Here is a 16623-nt window from a genome sequence, read left to right as displayed (position 1 = left end):
AAACAAAAAAGCCCGGCCATTTCGCGAATGGCCGGGCTGACTTACGTTCATGCGTCTACTTCTGAATCGGCAATCCCATCTCGGTTTGGCGCTGCAATTGCATCACTTCGCCTTGCACCTGGCGCAACTGCGCCTGCGCCCTTTCCTTCTCCGCGTGCAGCGCGGCCGCTTCGCCTTGCGTCTGACGCTGATAGTCGTTGACCTTGGCTTGCTGCGTGCGAGCCACGTCGAGATCGGCTTGCAGACGCTTGGCGCGATCTTCCGATAACGCAATGATGTCTTCGATATACGCCTTCTGCGCCTGCAACTGCGTGCGACGAATCTCGACATCGGCGAGTTGCGTGGTCTGCTGGGCGAAGCCCGCATAGACCGCTTCCGCGCGCGCGGCGTCTTCGGACTTGAGCACGCGCCAGAAATGTTTGTCCTGGAACAACGCGACGTAGTACGTCATTTCCTGCGGATAGAAAAACAGACTGGCGCCGTAACTGCCGTTATACGTGGTGCGCAGTTCGCTTAGCTTTGCGTCGTGAATCATCTGCATGAGCTCGGCGACATTGCCTTGCGCATCGCTAGCCGCAGCCGGTGAGGCTGACGCCGTGTTGCGCAGCGCGTCGGCCGCGGGCTGCGGCGTCAGGGTGTTAATGGCGGGCCTCGTGCCGGCCATCGGCGCGGCCTCGCCGCCTTGCGCTGCCAGTACGAGACCGCCCTGCTGCAACAGCGCACACGAAGTCGCGAGCAGCATGGCGCGCCGTACAATTAAGGGGTACTTCATACGTGCATGCTCCATGCGAATCCAAATCAGCCGCAGATTATCGCGCGGATTGGCCCGTAAACGAAGCATTCAAATGTCGCGCGGACCGACTTTAAATCGAGATAAATGGCTGCCGAAGAATTTAGCCAAATCGCTTCAGCAATCTCGAAACAAACAAATTCGGATAAGCCGAAAAAGGAAGGTTCAGCCTCGCTTGGACAAGCCTGAACTTATGCCTGGTTGGTGCAAATCCAGCAGCGAACGGACTCGAAACAGGAGGATAGAGTGCCGGCCATGAGAAACACGCACTCCTGATTATCTGTCTCGGCAACGAGACACCCGCAATTCAAAACATGCCGTTGATCTCGACGGACCACGCGACGCCCAACGCACAACGCGAGGCGACACGCCAGTCGTCGATCAATGACGCACCATGAGAACGGCACCACGAAATTCGCAAGGCGCACCATCGCAAAAAAACGGTAGTGCGCCTCGAACGAATCAGCCTCTGCAACTTAACCTTTGAACCGCGCGCCCAAGGCGCGGACTCGATATGGAGCGAGCCGCCTTAAAAACGCGTTTCGCGCGCCACTCGCAGGAAGGTATCGAGCAACGGCGTGCAGTCGAGCAACTCCGCGCCGCCCGCACGATGAAACTCCGGATGCCATTGCACGCCCATCACGAACGGCGCACGCCGGTAGCGCACGGCCTCGATGATGCCGTCCGACGCCGACACGGCTTCGATATTGAGATCGCGGCCGAGTGTCTTCACCGCCTGATGGTGAATCGAGTTGACGATCGCATCGCGTTGGCCAGGAAACATATTCGCGAGCGTCGAGCCGTCGGGGAAGTGAATTCCGTGCCGATGCTGATCGTAGTCCTCGTTGACGTGGGCGCCGGCGGTCGGCACATCGGTGGCGATGTCCTGATACAAGGTGCCGCCAAACGCCACGTTGATCAGTTGACAGCCCCGGCACACGCCGAGCACCGGCTTGCCCGACTCGATGAACTCGTGCAGCAGTTCGAGTTCGTACATGTCGCGCACGCGGTCGCCAGGCCACTCGTGGCTGATTGCCTGTTCCGCGTAAGACTGCGGCGAGACGTCGGCGCCGCCTTGCAACAGCAGGCCGTCGAGATGCTTCGCGTAATCACGCAAACGGATATTGCTCGGATGCAGCATGCCTTGATGACCGACCGTCGGAATCATGAACACCAGCACGTCGCGCGACATGACCCAATGCGCAATCGATTCCTCGAGATACTGCAAGGTTTTTCCGCGCAATCCCTTCGCACCCGGCTCCGGATGGAAGATGCGCGCCGACACGCCGATGCGCAGCGTGCGCTGCGTGATCCGTTGGCCCGCGCGATCGAACAATTGCCGCGCGCGCGCCGCGACGATGCGCCCGAACACGGTCCACGCCGAATCGTTGTGCTTCAGATAGCGCGGCGGCGACGGCGGCAATGCATTGGGCGGCGGTGGATTGGACGCGGTGAAGTCAGGCGCCGCGCCGAAACCGGGCGGCGGCGAGCCGGCCTTCTGCTCGGCGGGGCGCGGGACCTCTTCGATAACGGTGGCGTCTTCCACCGAGGTAATCAGCTCGCCGTCGACAGCTTCGCTGCTCGCGAAGGTCGGCGCGGGTTTCGGAGCAGGTTTCGCGGCGAATGTTCCGGCGCGCCGGGCTTCCTTTTCATGAACCTCGGCTTCCTGCTGCGCGGTGGATGCGGCGGCCGAACTGCGTGCTTCGGCTGCGTCGCGTTGCCGCGCCGCGTGCGGATCAGTAGGCGTGACGGCCGACGCGCTGTCGGGATCGTCGGTCGACGATCGCACGGCTGCCTGCTCCGCCGCCGGCGTGGTAGCAGACGCGGTGCCGGCATGGGTCGGCGACGTCACTGCGTCCTTGATCGGAGACTGGATGGCATCTTCGTGCGAGAGAGGCAGCGAGGCCGCCGGTTCTTCCGGCGTCAAGCCAGTTGTCGGCGTGCCGGACGGCGCTGGCGACGCCGAAGGCCGCGTCAGATCGCCGGGCTTGCCGGCGTTTTCAGGTTTGTTTTCGCTCATGACAGTCAGACAGGCGCCTTCCACGCGAACGAATGAATATGCCCTGATTATCCGCTAGCGAAGCAAGCCCCGCAAACCCGCACACAATTGCTCACATTGTTGCGACGCGCCGCAACGATTCCCGTTAAAGGGCCGCGGCGAAAGTCTGTCTGACTTTTAAGGATCCGGCTGTTCGTTGAAAGTCTCGCGCAAGGCGATTTGCATCGCCGCGTGGATCTTCACGCACCAGCGCCACAGCAGCGCGAGCAGCAACGCGGCGCAGATGAGCACCGCGGCAAGCAGGCCTGTCGGCGGCAAAATGCCGCCTGAAAGCGCCGCGACCAGCAGAAACACGCCGACCATCGAGACCACCGGCACCAGATCGGAGATCGCGTAACGGATCGCGCTCGTGAAGCGCCCCGCTGTAGCCGGTTGCACGCTGACCTCGGCGAGTAGCAAGGCCAGCGACTTGGTCTTGCGATACACGGCGACCAGGAACGGCATCGACACGACCAGTGCGGCGCTCCATAGCACGACGCGCTGCATCGGTTCGGAACTGAGCCAGTGCGCGAGCAGCGAACTGGTATAAGGCGCGCTATACGACACGCCCAGAAAAATCGCGGCGACGAGCGCCAGATTGACGGCGATCTGCAGAATGATCCGCCGCGTCATGCTGAACAGCGTCGGCTCGCCGCTCGTCGTGCTCAGGCTGCCGAGCCATTGCCCGTACATGCCGAACACGTTCGCGAGCGTGCGCGGCATGGCGTGACCGAGGCGCTGGGTCAGCGGGTCGGCCGCGCGGATCAGGTATGGCGTAAACAGCGTGGTCAACGCGGACACCGCCACCGCGATCGGATACAGAAACGCGCTCGTCACCTTCAGCGTCAAACCGAGCGACGCGATGATGAACGAGAACTCGCCGATCTGCGAGACGGTCATGCCGACCCGCATCGCCGTGCGCCCGTCCTTGCCTGCGAGAAAGGTGCCGAGCCCGCACGACACGATCTTGCCGACGATCACCGCCAGCGTGATCACCGCGATCGGCCATGCGTAGTCGACCAGCACGGCCGGGTTCAGCATCAAACCGATCGTCACGAAGAAGATCGCCGAAAAGGCGTCGCGCAGCGGCGCGATCAGATGCTCGATCCGATGCAGATGGCGCGATTCGGCCATGATCGCGCCGATCAGGAACGCGCCGAGCGCGATGCTGTAGTCGAGCTTCACGACCAGCAGACAGAAGCCGAAGCAGAAGCCGAGCACGGAGACGAGCAGCATCTCGTCGCTCTTCGCGCGCGCCACGTAGTTCAGGGCGCGCGGCACCACCAGAATGCCGACCACCAGCGACACCGTCATGAACAGCAGCAGCTTGCCGAGCGTAACCACGGCGACGCCCGCGCTTAACTGCCCGGTCTGCGCAATGCCCGAGAGCAGGACCAGCATCGCGATGGCGAGAATGTCTTCGACGATCAGAATGCCGAACACCAGTTGCGCGAAGCTCTCGCGCTTCAGGCCCAGTTCGGAGAGCGCCTTGACGATGATCGTGGTCGACGAGATGGCGAGGATCGCGCCGAGGAACAGCGAATCCATCGAACTCCAGCCGAACGCGCTGCCGATTTCGTAACCGAGCCACAACATCAGCACGATCTCGGAGAGCGCCGCGACGATTGCAGTGGCGCCGACCTTGAAGAGCTTGCGCAGACTGAACTCGAGGCCGAGCGAAAACATCAGGAACACCACGCCGAGTTCGCCGAGCGTCTGGATGGTCTGCTCGTCGTGGATCAGCTGGAACGGCGGCGTGTACGGCCCAATGATCACGCCGGCGGCAATGTAGCCCAGCACCACCGGCTGTTTCAGGCGATGGAACAGCACGGTGACGACGCCGGCGAGCGCCATCACGACCGCCAGGTCCTGAATGAAGCCGATGCCATGATGCATGAGCGCGTTCCTTACAAAAAGTAAAGTTGCAAAGGCGCAGTGTAACAAAGGAACGCGAGGCGCCGAATCGCCCGAACGGCCAAACGGCGCTGGATTGCCGACGGGACGCCCGCAGCAGCGGCATCGTGTCGGCACCTCGCCGACGCGCGCTGCGGAATGTTTTTGACACGCTGGACTCCTGTGAAATATCACAATAATATTTGACGCATATTTTCAGTGGAGTCGAGTCATGCAGCAGGTGTCTTTCAACGTGGCAGAACGTGCTGGCGACAGCCGCGCGGAGTCCGCCGAGGTCAATCGTCTAACCATCGCCGGCTGGGCCGGGCGCGATCAGGCCGCGATCGAGCATCACATTGCCGAACTGGCCGAACTCGGCGTGAAGCGGCCCTCCACCACACCGTGCTTCTATCGCCTCGGCGCCGAACTGCTGACGCAGGCCGAGCAGATCGACGTGGTCGGCATGAAGTCGAGCGGCGAAGCCGAATGCGTGCTGGTGCATGCGAAGACGGGCGTGCTCGTCACCGTCGGTTCGGACCACACCGACCGCGAAGTCGAGGCCTACGGCGTCACCGTCTCCAAACAGGTTTGCCCGAAACCGGTCGCGCGCGACGCCTGGCGTTTCGACGATGTATCCGCCCACTGGGATCAACTGGAATTGCGTGCTTATGCCGTGACCAACGGCGAGCGGCGCGTCTATCAGAAAGGCAGCGTGTCATCGCTGCTGCCGGCCGCCGATCTGCTCACGCGCGCGCCACTCGCGCCCGGCGCGGCGATGTTCTGCGGCACGCTGGCGGTACAGGGCGGCATCGTCGGCATGGCCGACGGCGACGCGCTCGAACTCGAATTGCACGATCCCGTTCTGAACCGCACGCTGCGCCACGCCTATCGCGTGCGCGCGCTCCCTATCGTCGAATGAGGCACCCATGAGCTCCCCTTCGCTATCCGCCGCCGACGCGTCTTCCGACGCGTGGCTCGAAGCCGCCGCCCTGCGCAAGATCACGTGGCGCATCATGCCGTTCCTGTTTCTCGTCTACGTGCTGTCGTATCTGGACCGCGTCAACATCGGTTACGCGAAGCTGCAGTTCACCGGCGACCTCGGCCTGTCGAACGCGGCGTACGGACTCGGCGCGGGGATCTTTTTCTTCGGCTACTTCGTGTTCGAGGTGCCGAGCAATCTGCTGCTGAAGAAGTTCGGCGCGCGCGCCACGATCGCCCGCATCACGATGCTGTGGGGTCTGCTGTCGTGTCTGATGATGTTCGTGCACTCGGAAACGATGTTCTACGTGCTGCGCTTTTTCCTCGGCGTCGCCGAAGCTGGTCTGGTGCCGGGCGTGGTGCTCTACCTGACTTTCTGGTTTCCGTCCGACCGGCGCGCCCGCATGGTCGCCGTGTTCATGGCGGCGATTCCGGTGGCAGGCATTATCGGCGCGCCGTTGTCGGGTTTTCTGATGTCGGCGCTGCATGAAGCGCACGGTTTGCGCGGCTGGCAGTGGATGTTCCTGATCGAAGGCATTCCGTCGATTCTCGCCGGCTTCTGGGCGCTCGCCGTGCTGCGCAACACGCCCGCCGAAGCAGCGTGGCTCAGCGACGACGAAAAGCGCGTGATTCTCGGCCGTCTGGCGCGGGAAAACAGCGCGGCCGCGGCGGCCGGCGCGCAACACAGCCTGGCGGTCGCGTTGCGCTCGGGCCGTTTCTGGCTGCTCACGCTGATCTATTTCTGCCTCGTCACCGGCAATGCGGGCTTCTCGTTCTGGCTGCCGCAGATCGTCAAGGATCTCGGCGTGACGAACCTCGTCACCAACGGTTTTGTGACCGCGATTCCGTATCTGGCGGCGGGCATCGGCATGATCCTGATCGGGCGCTCCTCGGACATCACGGGCGAGCGGCGCTGGCACTACGCGGTGTGCTGCTTCATCGGCGCGGCGGGGCTGCTCGGCAGCGCCTCGGTGACCAACTCGATTCCGCTTGCCGTGACGGGTTTGTCGATCGCGTATATCGGCATCCTCGCGGGCTTCGGCATTTTCTGGTCGATGTCGACGACGTTCCTGCAAGGCACGGCCGCCGTCGCCGGCATTGCCGTGATCAACTCGATCGCGAACCTCGCCGGCTATGTGAGCCCGTATGTGCTCGGCATCGTCAAGGACGCGACGCACAGCGTGACGTTCGGGCTCGTGCTGATCGCGGGGGCGCTGATCGTCGGCGGGCTGGTCACGTTGATGATGCCGCGCGTCAAGGTGCAGCATGCGGCGGCGGTTTCGCCGAGCCGCGCCTGACAGGCGGTGATGAACGCGATCTGGCGCGGTGGCCGCAGAGAATACGGGGGTCGCGCGAAACAGCACGGGCGGCGTGCAAAACGCACGCAAGCGCAGAACGCAGGCGCGGGACTGCGATTCATGTGCGCCGCGTCTGGAAAGCGCAGGCTGATCGCCCACCAGCCGCGCTGCGCATCCGGCGCGCGTCGCGCGCGCAAAACCTTGCTCTACAATGCGGACGACATCGCCCGCTTCCTCTTCACATGACGCTTTTGCAGACCGCCCGCCCTTCCAGACCCACCCGAGCGACCGCCGCCGCGAGTCTCGCCGAGCAGGCGTATGCGTTCGTCAAGCGCGAGATCATTACCATGCGCCTGCGGCCGAGCGAGGTGCTCAACGAGGCGGAACTGATGGCGCTAACCGGCATCGGCAGGACACCGGTTCATCAGGCGCTGCACCGGCTGGTGCACGAAGGCATGCTGACCATCATGCCGCGCAAGGGCATCATGGTCCGCCCGGTTTCGCTCGACGACGTGCTGGCGATCATCGACGTGCGCCTCGTCAACGAAAGCTACTGCGTCGAGCTGGCCGCGCGCCACGCGCAACAGCACGATTACGACACGATGCAGGCGCTGCTGGACCGCTCGGCCGTGTGCGTGGCCGCGCACGATATCGAAGGCATGATGGATATCGACCGCGAGTTTCATCTGGCGATCTCGGCCGCCTCGCGCAATCCCGTGCTGGCCGACATCCTGCGCGGGTTGCACGAGCGCTCGCTGCGCTTCTGGTTCATTTCGCTGTCCGAGCCGCATCATCTGGAAGACGTGCACGAGGAACATCTCGAACTGTTTCGCCTGCTGCGTGAACGCGATGCCGAAGGCGCGCGTCAATCGGTGCAAAAACATATCGAAGCGTTCCGCGCGACCCTCTTCAATCGCATTTAAGCCACCGCGTGTGAGCCCACCCACCGGCTTCGCGCGCTTCAACCGGATTTCCATCGACATCATGGCTACTGAATTCACGCCCTTTCCGCCGCTTGCCCAGCTTGCCGCCGACCTCGGCGCCGGACGCACCACCAGTCGCGCGCTCGTCGAGACGGCGCTCGAGCGGATCGCCGATCCGGCCGGCCAGGGCGCAGCCGTCTTCATGCATGTCGACGCGGACAGCGCCCGCGCCGCCGCCGACGCGCACGACCGGCTGCGCGCCGCCGGCACGGTGCTGTCGCCGCTCGCCGGGATTCCGGTGTCGGTCAAGGACCTGTTCGATATCGAAGGCCAGCCGACTCGCGCCGGTTCCGTGGTGCTCGCCGACGCCCCCGCCGCCAGGGCGGACGCCGTCGCGGTCGCGCGCCTGAAGCGGGCCGGCGCCGTGCTCGTTGGCCGCACCAACATGAGCGAGTTCGCGTTTTCCGGACTGGGCCTGAACCCGCACTACGGCAATCCGCTGTCCCCGTACCAGCGCGGCGTGAAGGGCGATGAGCGGATTTCGGGCGGTTCGTCGTCGGGCGCGGCGGCTTCCGTCGCGGACGGCATGGCGGCGATCGCGCTCGGCACCGATACCGGCGGCTCGATCCGCATTCCGGCGGCGCTGTGCGGCCTGACCGGCTTCAAACCGACCGCCGACCGCATCCCCAAACAAGGCGGCGTGCCGCTTTCATCGACGCTCGATTCGTTCGGGCCGATCGGCGTGTCGGTGGCGTGCTGCGCGCTGGTGGACCGCATGCTGGCCGGGCTCGAGCCGCGCATTCCGGCCGCCCGCCCGCTCGAAGGCGTGCGACTTGGCGTACTGACGAATTTCGTGACCGACGGCGTGGAGCCGGCGGTCGCCGCGGCGGTCGACACGGCGCTCAAACATCTGGAAGCGGCCGGCGCGATTGTCAGCGAGGTGCGTTTCGCACCGCTCGACCGTTTGCCCGAGATCAACCGCTTCGGGTTCTCGCCGATCGAGGCGTATGCGTGGCATCGTCCGCTGCTGGAAAAGCATCGTGACCAATACGACCCGCGCGTGCTGGTGCGCATTCTGAAAGGTCAGCCGGCCAGCGCCGCCGACTATCTGGATCTGCTCGCCGAACGCGAGGCGATGCTCGCCGAAGCCGCGCGCACGTTGTGGCAGCGTTTCGATGCGGTGGTGGCGCCGACGGTGCCGGTGGTGCCGCCGCGCGTCGCCGATCTGGTCGAGGACGATGACGCGTTTGGTCGCACCAACGCGCTGATTCTGCGCAATCCGAGCGTGTTCAATTTCCTCGACACCTGCGCGCTGTCGCTGCCGTGCCACCTGCGCGGCGACGCACCCGTGGGCCTGATGCTGGCCGGCGCGCCGCACGCCGACGACGCGCTGCTGGCGATCGGCCGCGGCGCCGAAGCGGTGCTGAACGCGATTCGCTGATTGGGAAATACGTCGTAAAAGCAGGATAAGCGGCAGGGCGGGGGTTCGCGCTAGAATCGCGGGCACCCGCCCTTTCTGTTTCCAGAGACAGCCACACGATCCATGAATAACGACACTGCGATGCTGCGCCGCGAGCGCTCCCTGCTGGTTCTGCTTGCCCTGATCTGCGTCGCCCTGGTGGGCGGCGCGCTGTATCTGCAGTACTTCCTGCACGAAGACCCGTGCCCGTTGTGCATCATCCAGCGGTATTTCTTCCTGCTGATCGCGATCTTTGCGTTCCTCGGCGCGCGCTTCAATAGCTGGCGCGGCGTGCGTCTGCTGGAAGTGCTGGCGGCCTTGTCGGCGCTCGGCGGCATCGTGACGGCCGCGCGCCATGTGTATGTCCAGGCCAATCCCGGCTTTAGCTGCGGCTTCGACGCGCTGCAGCCGCTGGTCGACAGCCTGCCGCCCGCGCATTGGCTACCGGGCGTGTTCAAGGTCGCCGGCCTGTGCGAAACGGCTTATCCGCCGATTCTGGGCCTGACGCTGCCGCAATGGTCACTGGTCGCCTTTGTGATCGCGTTCATTCCGTTGGCGCTGACTTTGGTCCGCAACCGCCGCCGGATCGCCTGATCGGGCTGGTGCCATCGCGGCCTTTGCCGCCTTTGCCGCACTGCACGGATTAGCGCCGGATTTCGTGCCGCCACCCACGGCAGCGCGAAATCCGGCGTTTTTTCGTCCACGATCCCCGCATCCGGCGGCTGGGCGGCGTCCGTTTTACCTCGCCGTCCCCCGCCCCGCGTGACTTTCCGCCCGCGCCCCACCCTACGCAACTTCCGGCCTTAACGCGAATCGTACTTATCTCATGACCGCTTCCGAATAAGCTTCATGCGACATCGGAAATATTTTTGGGACAAGGTAATGCTATCGTCGAACCTGGATGGCGATCTACGTGCGCGAGGCCGGCTTCGGCGCGACCCCATGCGTAACGCGCGCCCGGTCCGCACTGTCTTTCGGATTCGCCATGACAACGCAAACCATCCGCTTTTATCACCAGGGGTCCGTCCGTGAGGTTGCGGACGTCCCTGCGTCGCGCACCGTGCTTCAGCATCTGCGCGAGGATCTGCATTGCACCGGCACCAAGGAAGGCTGTGCGGAAGGCGACTGCGGCGCCTGCACGGTCGTCGTCGGTGAACTGGACGCGCACGGCGGCCTCGCGCTGAAAGCGGTCAACGCCTGCATCCAGTTCCTGCCCACGCTCGACGGCCGCGCGCTGTTCACGGTCGAAGACCTGCGCGCCGCCGACGGCGCGCTGCATCCCGTGCAGCAAGCCATGGTCGACTGCCACGGTTCGCAATGCGGCTTCTGCACGCCCGGCTTCGTCATGTCGATGTGGGCGCTGTACGAAAACCAGCCGGCCGCCGCCGGCCTGCCCACCCGCGATGAAATCAACGCCGCGCTTTCCGGCAATCTGTGTCGCTGCACTGGCTACCGGCCGATTGTCGACGCCTCGCAGAAGATGTTCGACTACCCGCAATATCCGCGCGTGACGCTCGACCGCCAGGCCGTCGCGGACAAGCTGCGCGCACTGCAACGGCGCGACACCTTCGAATACCATGCACCCGACACGCGCGGCGTCGAGTTCGGCTCACCCGCCTTTTATGCGCCGATCTCGTTGGATGCCTTCGCCAAACTGCGCGCCGACCATCCGCATGCACGACTGCTTGCCGGCAGCACGGACGTCGGCCTGTGGGTCACCAAGCAATTCCGCGATCTCGGCGACATTCTGTATATCGGCAACGTCGCCGAATTGAAGACGATCGAGCGCGACGCGCAGACGCTGACCATCGGCGCCGCCGTCACACTCGAAGACGCGTACGCGGCACTCGCCGTCGACTACCCCGAACTCGCCGAACTGTGGACGCGCTTCGCGTCGCTGCCGATCCGCAATGCCGGCACGCTCGGCGGCAACGTCGCGAACGGCTCGCCGATCGGCGATTCGATGCCGGCGCTGCTCGCGCTCGGCGCGGAAGTCGTGCTGCGCCACGGTCCGCAATCCCGCACGCTCCCGCTCGATGCGTTCTACCTTGGCTATCAGAAAACCGCGCTCGCCGCCGGCGAGTTCGTCGCGGCGCTGCGCGTGCCGCGGCCGGTGGGCAATCTGCGCTTTCGCACCTATAAGGTGTCGAAGCGCTACGATCAGGACATCTCGGCCGTGTGCGCGGCGTTCGCGCTGCACGTCGGCGCAAACGGGAGCATTGAGGAAGCTCGCATCGCGTTCGGCGGCATGGCCGCCACGCCGCAGCGGGCCGCGCAAACCGAAGCGGCCTTGAATGGCGCAACATGGGACGAAAGCACCGCGCGGCAAGCCATGAATGCGCTCGTCGCCGATTACCAGCCGCTCACCGACATGCGCGCTTCGAGCGCCTACCGGCTGAAAGTGGCGCGCAATCTGTTGTGGCGCTTCCACCTCGAAACGCGCGATGACGCGCCCCTCGCCCTCTTCGACGTGAATGCGTTCGCGTTCGAAGCCGGCGCGCCGGACGCCGCCGTTGCGAAGGAGCCGTCGTGATGAACCGGACCGATGCTTTCGTCGACCCCGCCGCAGGGCACGCTGCCGCCGCTCATGAAAGCGACGCATCGATCGGCGTGTCGCTGCCGCATGAATCGGCTGCGCTGCATGTGAGCGGCGAAGCCACCTACACGGACGACGTGCCCGAACTTCAAGGCACGCTGCACGCGGCGCTCGGCCTGTCGCGACACGCGCACGCGCGAATCGTGTCGATGGATCTGGACGCCGTCAGACAAGCGCCGGGCGTGATTGCCGTGCTGACCGCCGAAGACATTCCCGGCGAGAACAATTGCGGCCCGGTGCTGCACGACGACCCGATTCTCGCGGTCGATGAAGTGCTGTATCTCGGCCAGCCGGTCTTCGCCGTGATCGCCGAAAGTCACGAACTCGCACGCCGCGCCGCCGCACTCGCAAAGAGCGACGACGTGATCCGCTACGAGCCGCTCGAAGCCATCCTCACGCCCGCCGAGGCAAAGGCCGCCAAGCAGTTCGTGCTCCCGCCCCTGCATCTGAAGCGCGGCGAACCGGATGCAAAGATCGCCGCCGCACCGAACCGGATCAGCGGCACGTTCGAAGTCGGTGGCCAGGAACAGTTCTATCTGGAAGGTCAGATCGCGTACGCGGTGCCGAAGGAAATGGACGGCATGCTCGTCTACAGCTCGACCCAGCATCCGAGCGAAATGCAGCAGGTGGTCGCGCATATGCTCGACTGGCCGGCGCATAACGTGGTGTGCGAATGCCGGCGCATGGGCGGCGGCTTCGGCGGCAAGGAATCGCAATCGGCGCTGTTCGCCTGCGTTGCCTCGCTCGCGGCGAAACGGCTGCGCCGTCCGGTCAAACTGCGCGCCGACCGCGACGACGATTTCATGATCACCGGCAAGCGCCACGACGCGGTCTATACCTACGAAGCGGGCTTCGACGAGAGCGGCCGCATTCTCGGCGCGCGCGTGGAAATCGCGTTGCGCGCGGGCTATTCCGCCGACCTGTCGGGTGCGGTCGCCACGCGCGCAGTGTGCCACTTCGACAACGCGTACTATCTGTCCGATGTCGACATCGTCGCGCTGTGCTGCAAGACCAACACGCAATCGAACACCGCGTTCCGCGGCTTTGGCGGCCCGCAAGGCGCACTCGTGATGGAAGTGATGCTCGACAGCATCGCGCGCCAGTTGCACTGCGATCCGCTCGACGTGCGCCTCGCCAACTACTACGGCATCGGCGAGCGCGATACGACGCCGTATGGGCAGCGCGTCGAAGACAACATCATCGCGCCGCTGACCGACGAACTCCTCGGCACCAGCGACTATCGCGCGCGCCGCAAAGCGATCGCGGCATTCAACGCAGGCAGTCCGGTGCTCAAGCGCGGCCTCGCGTTTTCGCCGGTGAAGTTCGGCATTTCGTTCAACGTGCCGTTTCTGAATCAGGCCGGCGCGCTGGTGCATGTGTACAAAGACGGCTCGGTACTCGTCAATCACGGCGGCACGGAGATGGGCCAAGGGCTTAACACCAAAGTCGCGCAAGTGGTGGCCAATGAGCTCGGCTTGCCGCTCTCCCGCGTGCGGGTCACCGCAACCGATACTTCCAAGATCGCGAACACCTCCGCGACCGCGGCCTCCACCGGCAGCGACCTGAACGGCAAAGCCGCCGAAGCCGCGGCGAAAACGATCCGCGCAAGGCTCGCCGAACTCGCGTCCAAACAGCTCGGCGGCTGCGCCGGCGACGTGCAATTCGCCAATGGCCAGGTGTCGGTGAACGGCGGCGCGATGCCGTTCGAACAACTGGTCGGCGCGGCATATCTGGCGCGCGTGCAGTTGTGGTCGGACGGTTTCTACACCACGCCGAAAGTGCATTGGGATGCAAAAACGCTGACCGGTCACCCGTTCTACTACTTCGCCTACGGCGCGGCGGTGTCGGAAGTCGTGATCGACACGTTGACTGGCGAATGGAAACTGGTGCGCGCGGACGTGCTGCACGACGCCGGCCAGTCGATCAATCCCGCGATCGATATCGGCCAGGTGGAAGGCGGCTTCATTCAGGGCATGGGCTGGCTCACCACCGAAGAACTCTGGTGGAACCGCGACGGCCGCCTGATGACGCACGCGCCGTCCACATACAAGATTCCCGCGGTGAGCGACACGCCCGCTGCATTCCACGTTCAGCTCTATCAGAACCGCAACGCCGAGCCGACCGTGTTCCGTTCGAAGGCGGTTGGCGAGCCGCCGTTGCTGTTGCCGTTCTCCGTGTTCCTCGCGATTCGCGACGCGATCGCGGCCGCGGTGCCGGACGCGCGCGACGCGCCGCCGTTGCGCGCGCCGGCCACGCCCGAAGCGATTCTCGACGCACTGGATGCATTGCAGCCGCCGCTCGCGCCTCAATCGGCAACGGAACCCGCGACGACCGACACGACCGACACGACCGCGTGAAACGATAACCCCAAGGTCTGACGCGACACGAACGCGTCGGCCCACAGTCAACCGGCCGCACGGACACCCCGCGCGGCCCTGTATGGAGAACGCCGGATGCAAGCCTGGCTACCTGACCTGCAACAACTGCTCGCGCACGGCGACGCCGCCGTGCTGGTGACGGTCGCGCGCGTCGAAGGTTCGGCGCCCCGCGAAGCCGGCACCAAGATGATCGTCACGCGCGATTCGGCGAAACACACGATCGGCGGCGGGCATCTCGAATGGAAAGCCATCGAGACCGCGCGCCAGGTGCTGCGCGACGGCATGCGTTCGCCGCACATGCGCCGGCTGGAACGCTTCGCGCTCGGCCCAAGCCTCGGCCAATGCTGCGGGGGCGCGGTGATCGTCGCTTTCGAGCGGCTCGATGTCGGCGACCTCGGCTGGATCACGTCGCTCGCGAAACGTGTGGCCGCGGGCCTTTCGACGGTGCGTAGCGTATCATTCGGCCCCGCACCGGATGCGGTGATGCTGTCCGACCCCGAGCCGGGCGTCGACGCCGCTGACTGCCTGCTGTGGGACGGCGCCGGTTTCGACGACAGCGGCGCGCTGCTCACCGAAACCATCGCGCCAGGCGACTTCGCGGTCGTGCTGTTCGGCGCCGGGCATGTGGGAGCCGCGCTGGTCCGCGTGCTGGCCACGCTGCCTTGCGCGGTCCGCTGGGTGGACGAGCGCGACGCGCAATTTCCGCCCGCTGAATCGCTGCACGCGCCGAACGTGAAGATCGACCCGAACGACGCGCCCGACGAAGCGATCGACCAGGCCGCGCCGAACACGTACTTCATCGTGATGACGCACAACCATGCGCTCGATCTCGAGTTGGCCGAACGCATTTTGCGGCGTGGCGACTTCGCGTTCTTCGGCATGATCGGCTCGCACAGCAAGCGCAAGCAGTTCGAACACCGGCTGGCCGCGCGCGGTCTCGATCCGTCGCTGATCGCGCGGATGAAGTGCCCGCTCGGCGTGGACGGCATCGTCGACAAGTCGCCGGAGATCATCGCGATCTCGGCGGCGGCGCAGGTGTTGCAAGCCGTCGAGGCGAACGCGGGCACGCATCACGCCGCGCAGACGGTGTGATGCCCGGCGGCGCGAAACACGGCCGCATCGCCATCGAGCTAGTGCATCCGGCGCGAAACCATTCCAACGAACTCCTGACCGACCATGACTACAACGACCGTTACTTCCACGCCGCTGGCCGAGAAAACCGCGCTGGCACCGAAGGCCGAGCTGCATATCCACATTGAAGGCTCGCTCGAACCCGAACTGATTTTCGCGCTCGCCGAGCGCAACGGCGTGAAGCTCGCCTACGACTCGATCGACGCCCTGCGCGCCGCGTATGCGTTCACCGATCTGCAATCGTTCCTCGACATCTACTATGCGGGTGCGAGCGTGCTGCTGCACGAGCAGGACTTCTACGACATGACGACGGCGTACGTCGAACGCTGTCTCGCGGATAACGTGATTCACAGCGAAATCTTCTTCGATCCGCAGACGCACACCGAGCGCGGCGTGCCGATCGCAACCGTCGTGGCCGGTATCGAACGCGCGCTAGCCGACGCGGAAAAGCGCGGCATGACGAGCAAGCTGATTCTATGTTTCCTGCGCCATCTGTCCGAGGAAGACGCGCTCGCCACTTTCGAAGAAGCGCGGCCTTTGTTCGAACAGTACAAGCATCGCCTGATCGGCGTGGGTCTCGATTCGTCGGAACGCGGCCATCCGCCTTCGAAGTTCGAACGCGTGTTCGCCAAGGCGCGCGCGCTCGGCCTGAAACTCGTCGCGCATGCCGGCGAAGAAGGCCCGCCTTCGTATATCTACGAAGCGCTCGATCTGCTGAAAGTGGACCGCGTCGATCACGGCGTGCGCAGCATCGAGGATCCGGCGCTCGTCGCGCGCCTCGCCGATTCACGCGTCGCGTTGACGGTGTGTCCGCTGTCGAACCTGAAGCTGTGCGTGTTCGACGACCTGACCAGGCACACGCTGAAGGATCTGCTCGATCGCGGCGTGGCCGTGACGGTGAATTCCGACGATCCGGCTTACTTCGGCGGCTACGTGAACGCCAACTATCTCGCCACCATCGACGCGTTGAAGCTCAACGATGCCGAGGTCTACACGATCATCCGCAACAGCTTCGAAGCGTCGTTCGTCACGCCCGAGCAACGCAGCGAACTGATCGCGAAGCTCGACGCGCACTGGCACCCAAGCGGCCCGCACTGACGGGCCGATGTATCGCAGCCGGCGGCGGCAAGGGTTCATGT

The 16623-nt window shown here is 64.8% G+C and carries 13 protein-coding genes; 10 read left to right on the top strand and 3 right to left on the bottom strand.

Annotated elements, in window-relative coordinates; translation table 11 throughout:
* Positions 1 to 55: 55 nt before the first annotated feature.
* The 3 genes from BLW71_RS20980 to BLW71_RS20970 form a co-directional block, all read right to left on the bottom strand.
* Complete coding sequence (locus BLW71_RS20980; RefSeq protein WP_091799985.1) at positions 56 to 772, bottom strand: DUF2968 domain-containing protein; 717 nt, start codon at positions 770 to 772, stop codon at positions 56 to 58.
* Positions 773 to 1319: 547 nt separating this feature from the next.
* Positions 1320 to 2810: a gamma-glutamyl-gamma-aminobutyrate hydrolase family protein gene (locus tag BLW71_RS20975; protein ID WP_091799982.1), complete on the bottom strand. Its 1491-nt coding sequence runs from the start codon at positions 2808 to 2810 to the stop codon at positions 1320 to 1322.
* A gap of 156 nt (positions 2811 to 2966) precedes the next feature.
* The gene (locus tag BLW71_RS20970) at positions 2967 to 4724 is read right to left on the bottom strand and encodes a cation:proton antiporter (RefSeq protein ID WP_091799978.1); all 1758 of its coding nucleotides are present in this window, start codon (positions 4722 to 4724) and stop codon (positions 2967 to 2969) included.
* A 229-nt stretch (positions 4725 to 4953) separates the two neighbouring features.
* On the opposite strand from BLW71_RS20970, the gene BLW71_RS20965 reads away from it, so the two are divergent.
* The 10 genes from BLW71_RS20965 to BLW71_RS20920 all read left to right on the top strand — a co-directional run bounded on the left by BLW71_RS20965 (position 4954) and on the right by BLW71_RS20920 (position 16582).
* Positions 4954 to 5640, top strand: coding sequence for a DUF2848 domain-containing protein (locus tag BLW71_RS20965; RefSeq protein WP_091799975.1), 687 nt, complete (start codon positions 4954 to 4956; stop codon positions 5638 to 5640).
* Positions 5641 to 5647: 7 nt separating this feature from the next.
* On the top strand, positions 5648 to 6997 hold the full coding sequence (locus BLW71_RS20960) for an MFS transporter (RefSeq protein WP_091799971.1): 1350 nt from the start codon (positions 5648 to 5650) through the stop codon (positions 6995 to 6997).
* 9 nt (positions 6998 to 7006) lie between these two features.
* Entirely contained in the window at positions 7007 to 7243 is a 237-nt protein-coding gene (locus BLW71_RS20955) for a hypothetical protein (RefSeq protein ID WP_091799968.1), read from the top strand.
* Positions 7240 to 7920: a GntR family transcriptional regulator gene (locus BLW71_RS20950; protein WP_091799965.1), complete on the top strand. Its 681-nt coding sequence runs from the start codon at positions 7240 to 7242 to the stop codon at positions 7918 to 7920. Before BLW71_RS20955 ends, BLW71_RS20950 begins: the two co-directional genes overlap by 4 nt.
* A 61-nt stretch (positions 7921 to 7981) precedes the next feature.
* Entirely contained in the window at positions 7982 to 9361 is a 1380-nt protein-coding gene (locus tag BLW71_RS20945; RefSeq protein WP_091801081.1) for an amidase, read from the top strand.
* Positions 9362 to 9463: 102 nt separating this feature from the next.
* Positions 9464 to 9973 (top strand): disulfide bond formation protein B, encoded by a 510-nt coding sequence (locus BLW71_RS20940; RefSeq protein WP_091799961.1) that lies wholly within the window; start codon positions 9464 to 9466, stop codon positions 9971 to 9973.
* A gap of 391 nt (positions 9974 to 10364) precedes the next feature.
* Positions 10365 to 11912, top strand: coding sequence for a xanthine dehydrogenase small subunit (gene xdhA / locus BLW71_RS20935; protein WP_091801078.1), 1548 nt, complete (start codon positions 10365 to 10367; stop codon positions 11910 to 11912).
* Positions 11912 to 14332: a xanthine dehydrogenase molybdopterin binding subunit gene (gene xdhB / locus BLW71_RS20930; RefSeq protein WP_091799958.1), complete on the top strand. Its 2421-nt coding sequence runs from the start codon at positions 11912 to 11914 to the stop codon at positions 14330 to 14332. Before xdhA ends, xdhB begins: the two co-directional genes overlap by 1 nt.
* Before the next feature lie 96 nt (positions 14333 to 14428).
* Positions 14429 to 15445, top strand: coding sequence for a xanthine dehydrogenase accessory protein XdhC (gene xdhC, locus BLW71_RS20925; RefSeq protein ID WP_091799954.1), 1017 nt, complete (start codon positions 14429 to 14431; stop codon positions 15443 to 15445).
* Between the two features lie 84 nt (positions 15446 to 15529).
* Positions 15530 to 16582 carry an adenosine deaminase gene (locus BLW71_RS20920; protein WP_091799951.1) on the top strand — a complete coding sequence of 351 codons (1053 nt, stop codon included), beginning with the start codon at positions 15530 to 15532 and terminating at the stop codon, positions 16580 to 16582.
* The last annotated feature ends 41 nt before the right edge of the window (positions 16583 to 16623 follow it).

Source organism: Burkholderia sp. WP9, assembly GCF_900104795.1.
Taxonomy (GTDB): domain Bacteria; phylum Pseudomonadota; class Gammaproteobacteria; order Burkholderiales; family Burkholderiaceae; genus Paraburkholderia.
This window is presented reverse-complemented; position numbering and strand designations above follow the sequence as displayed.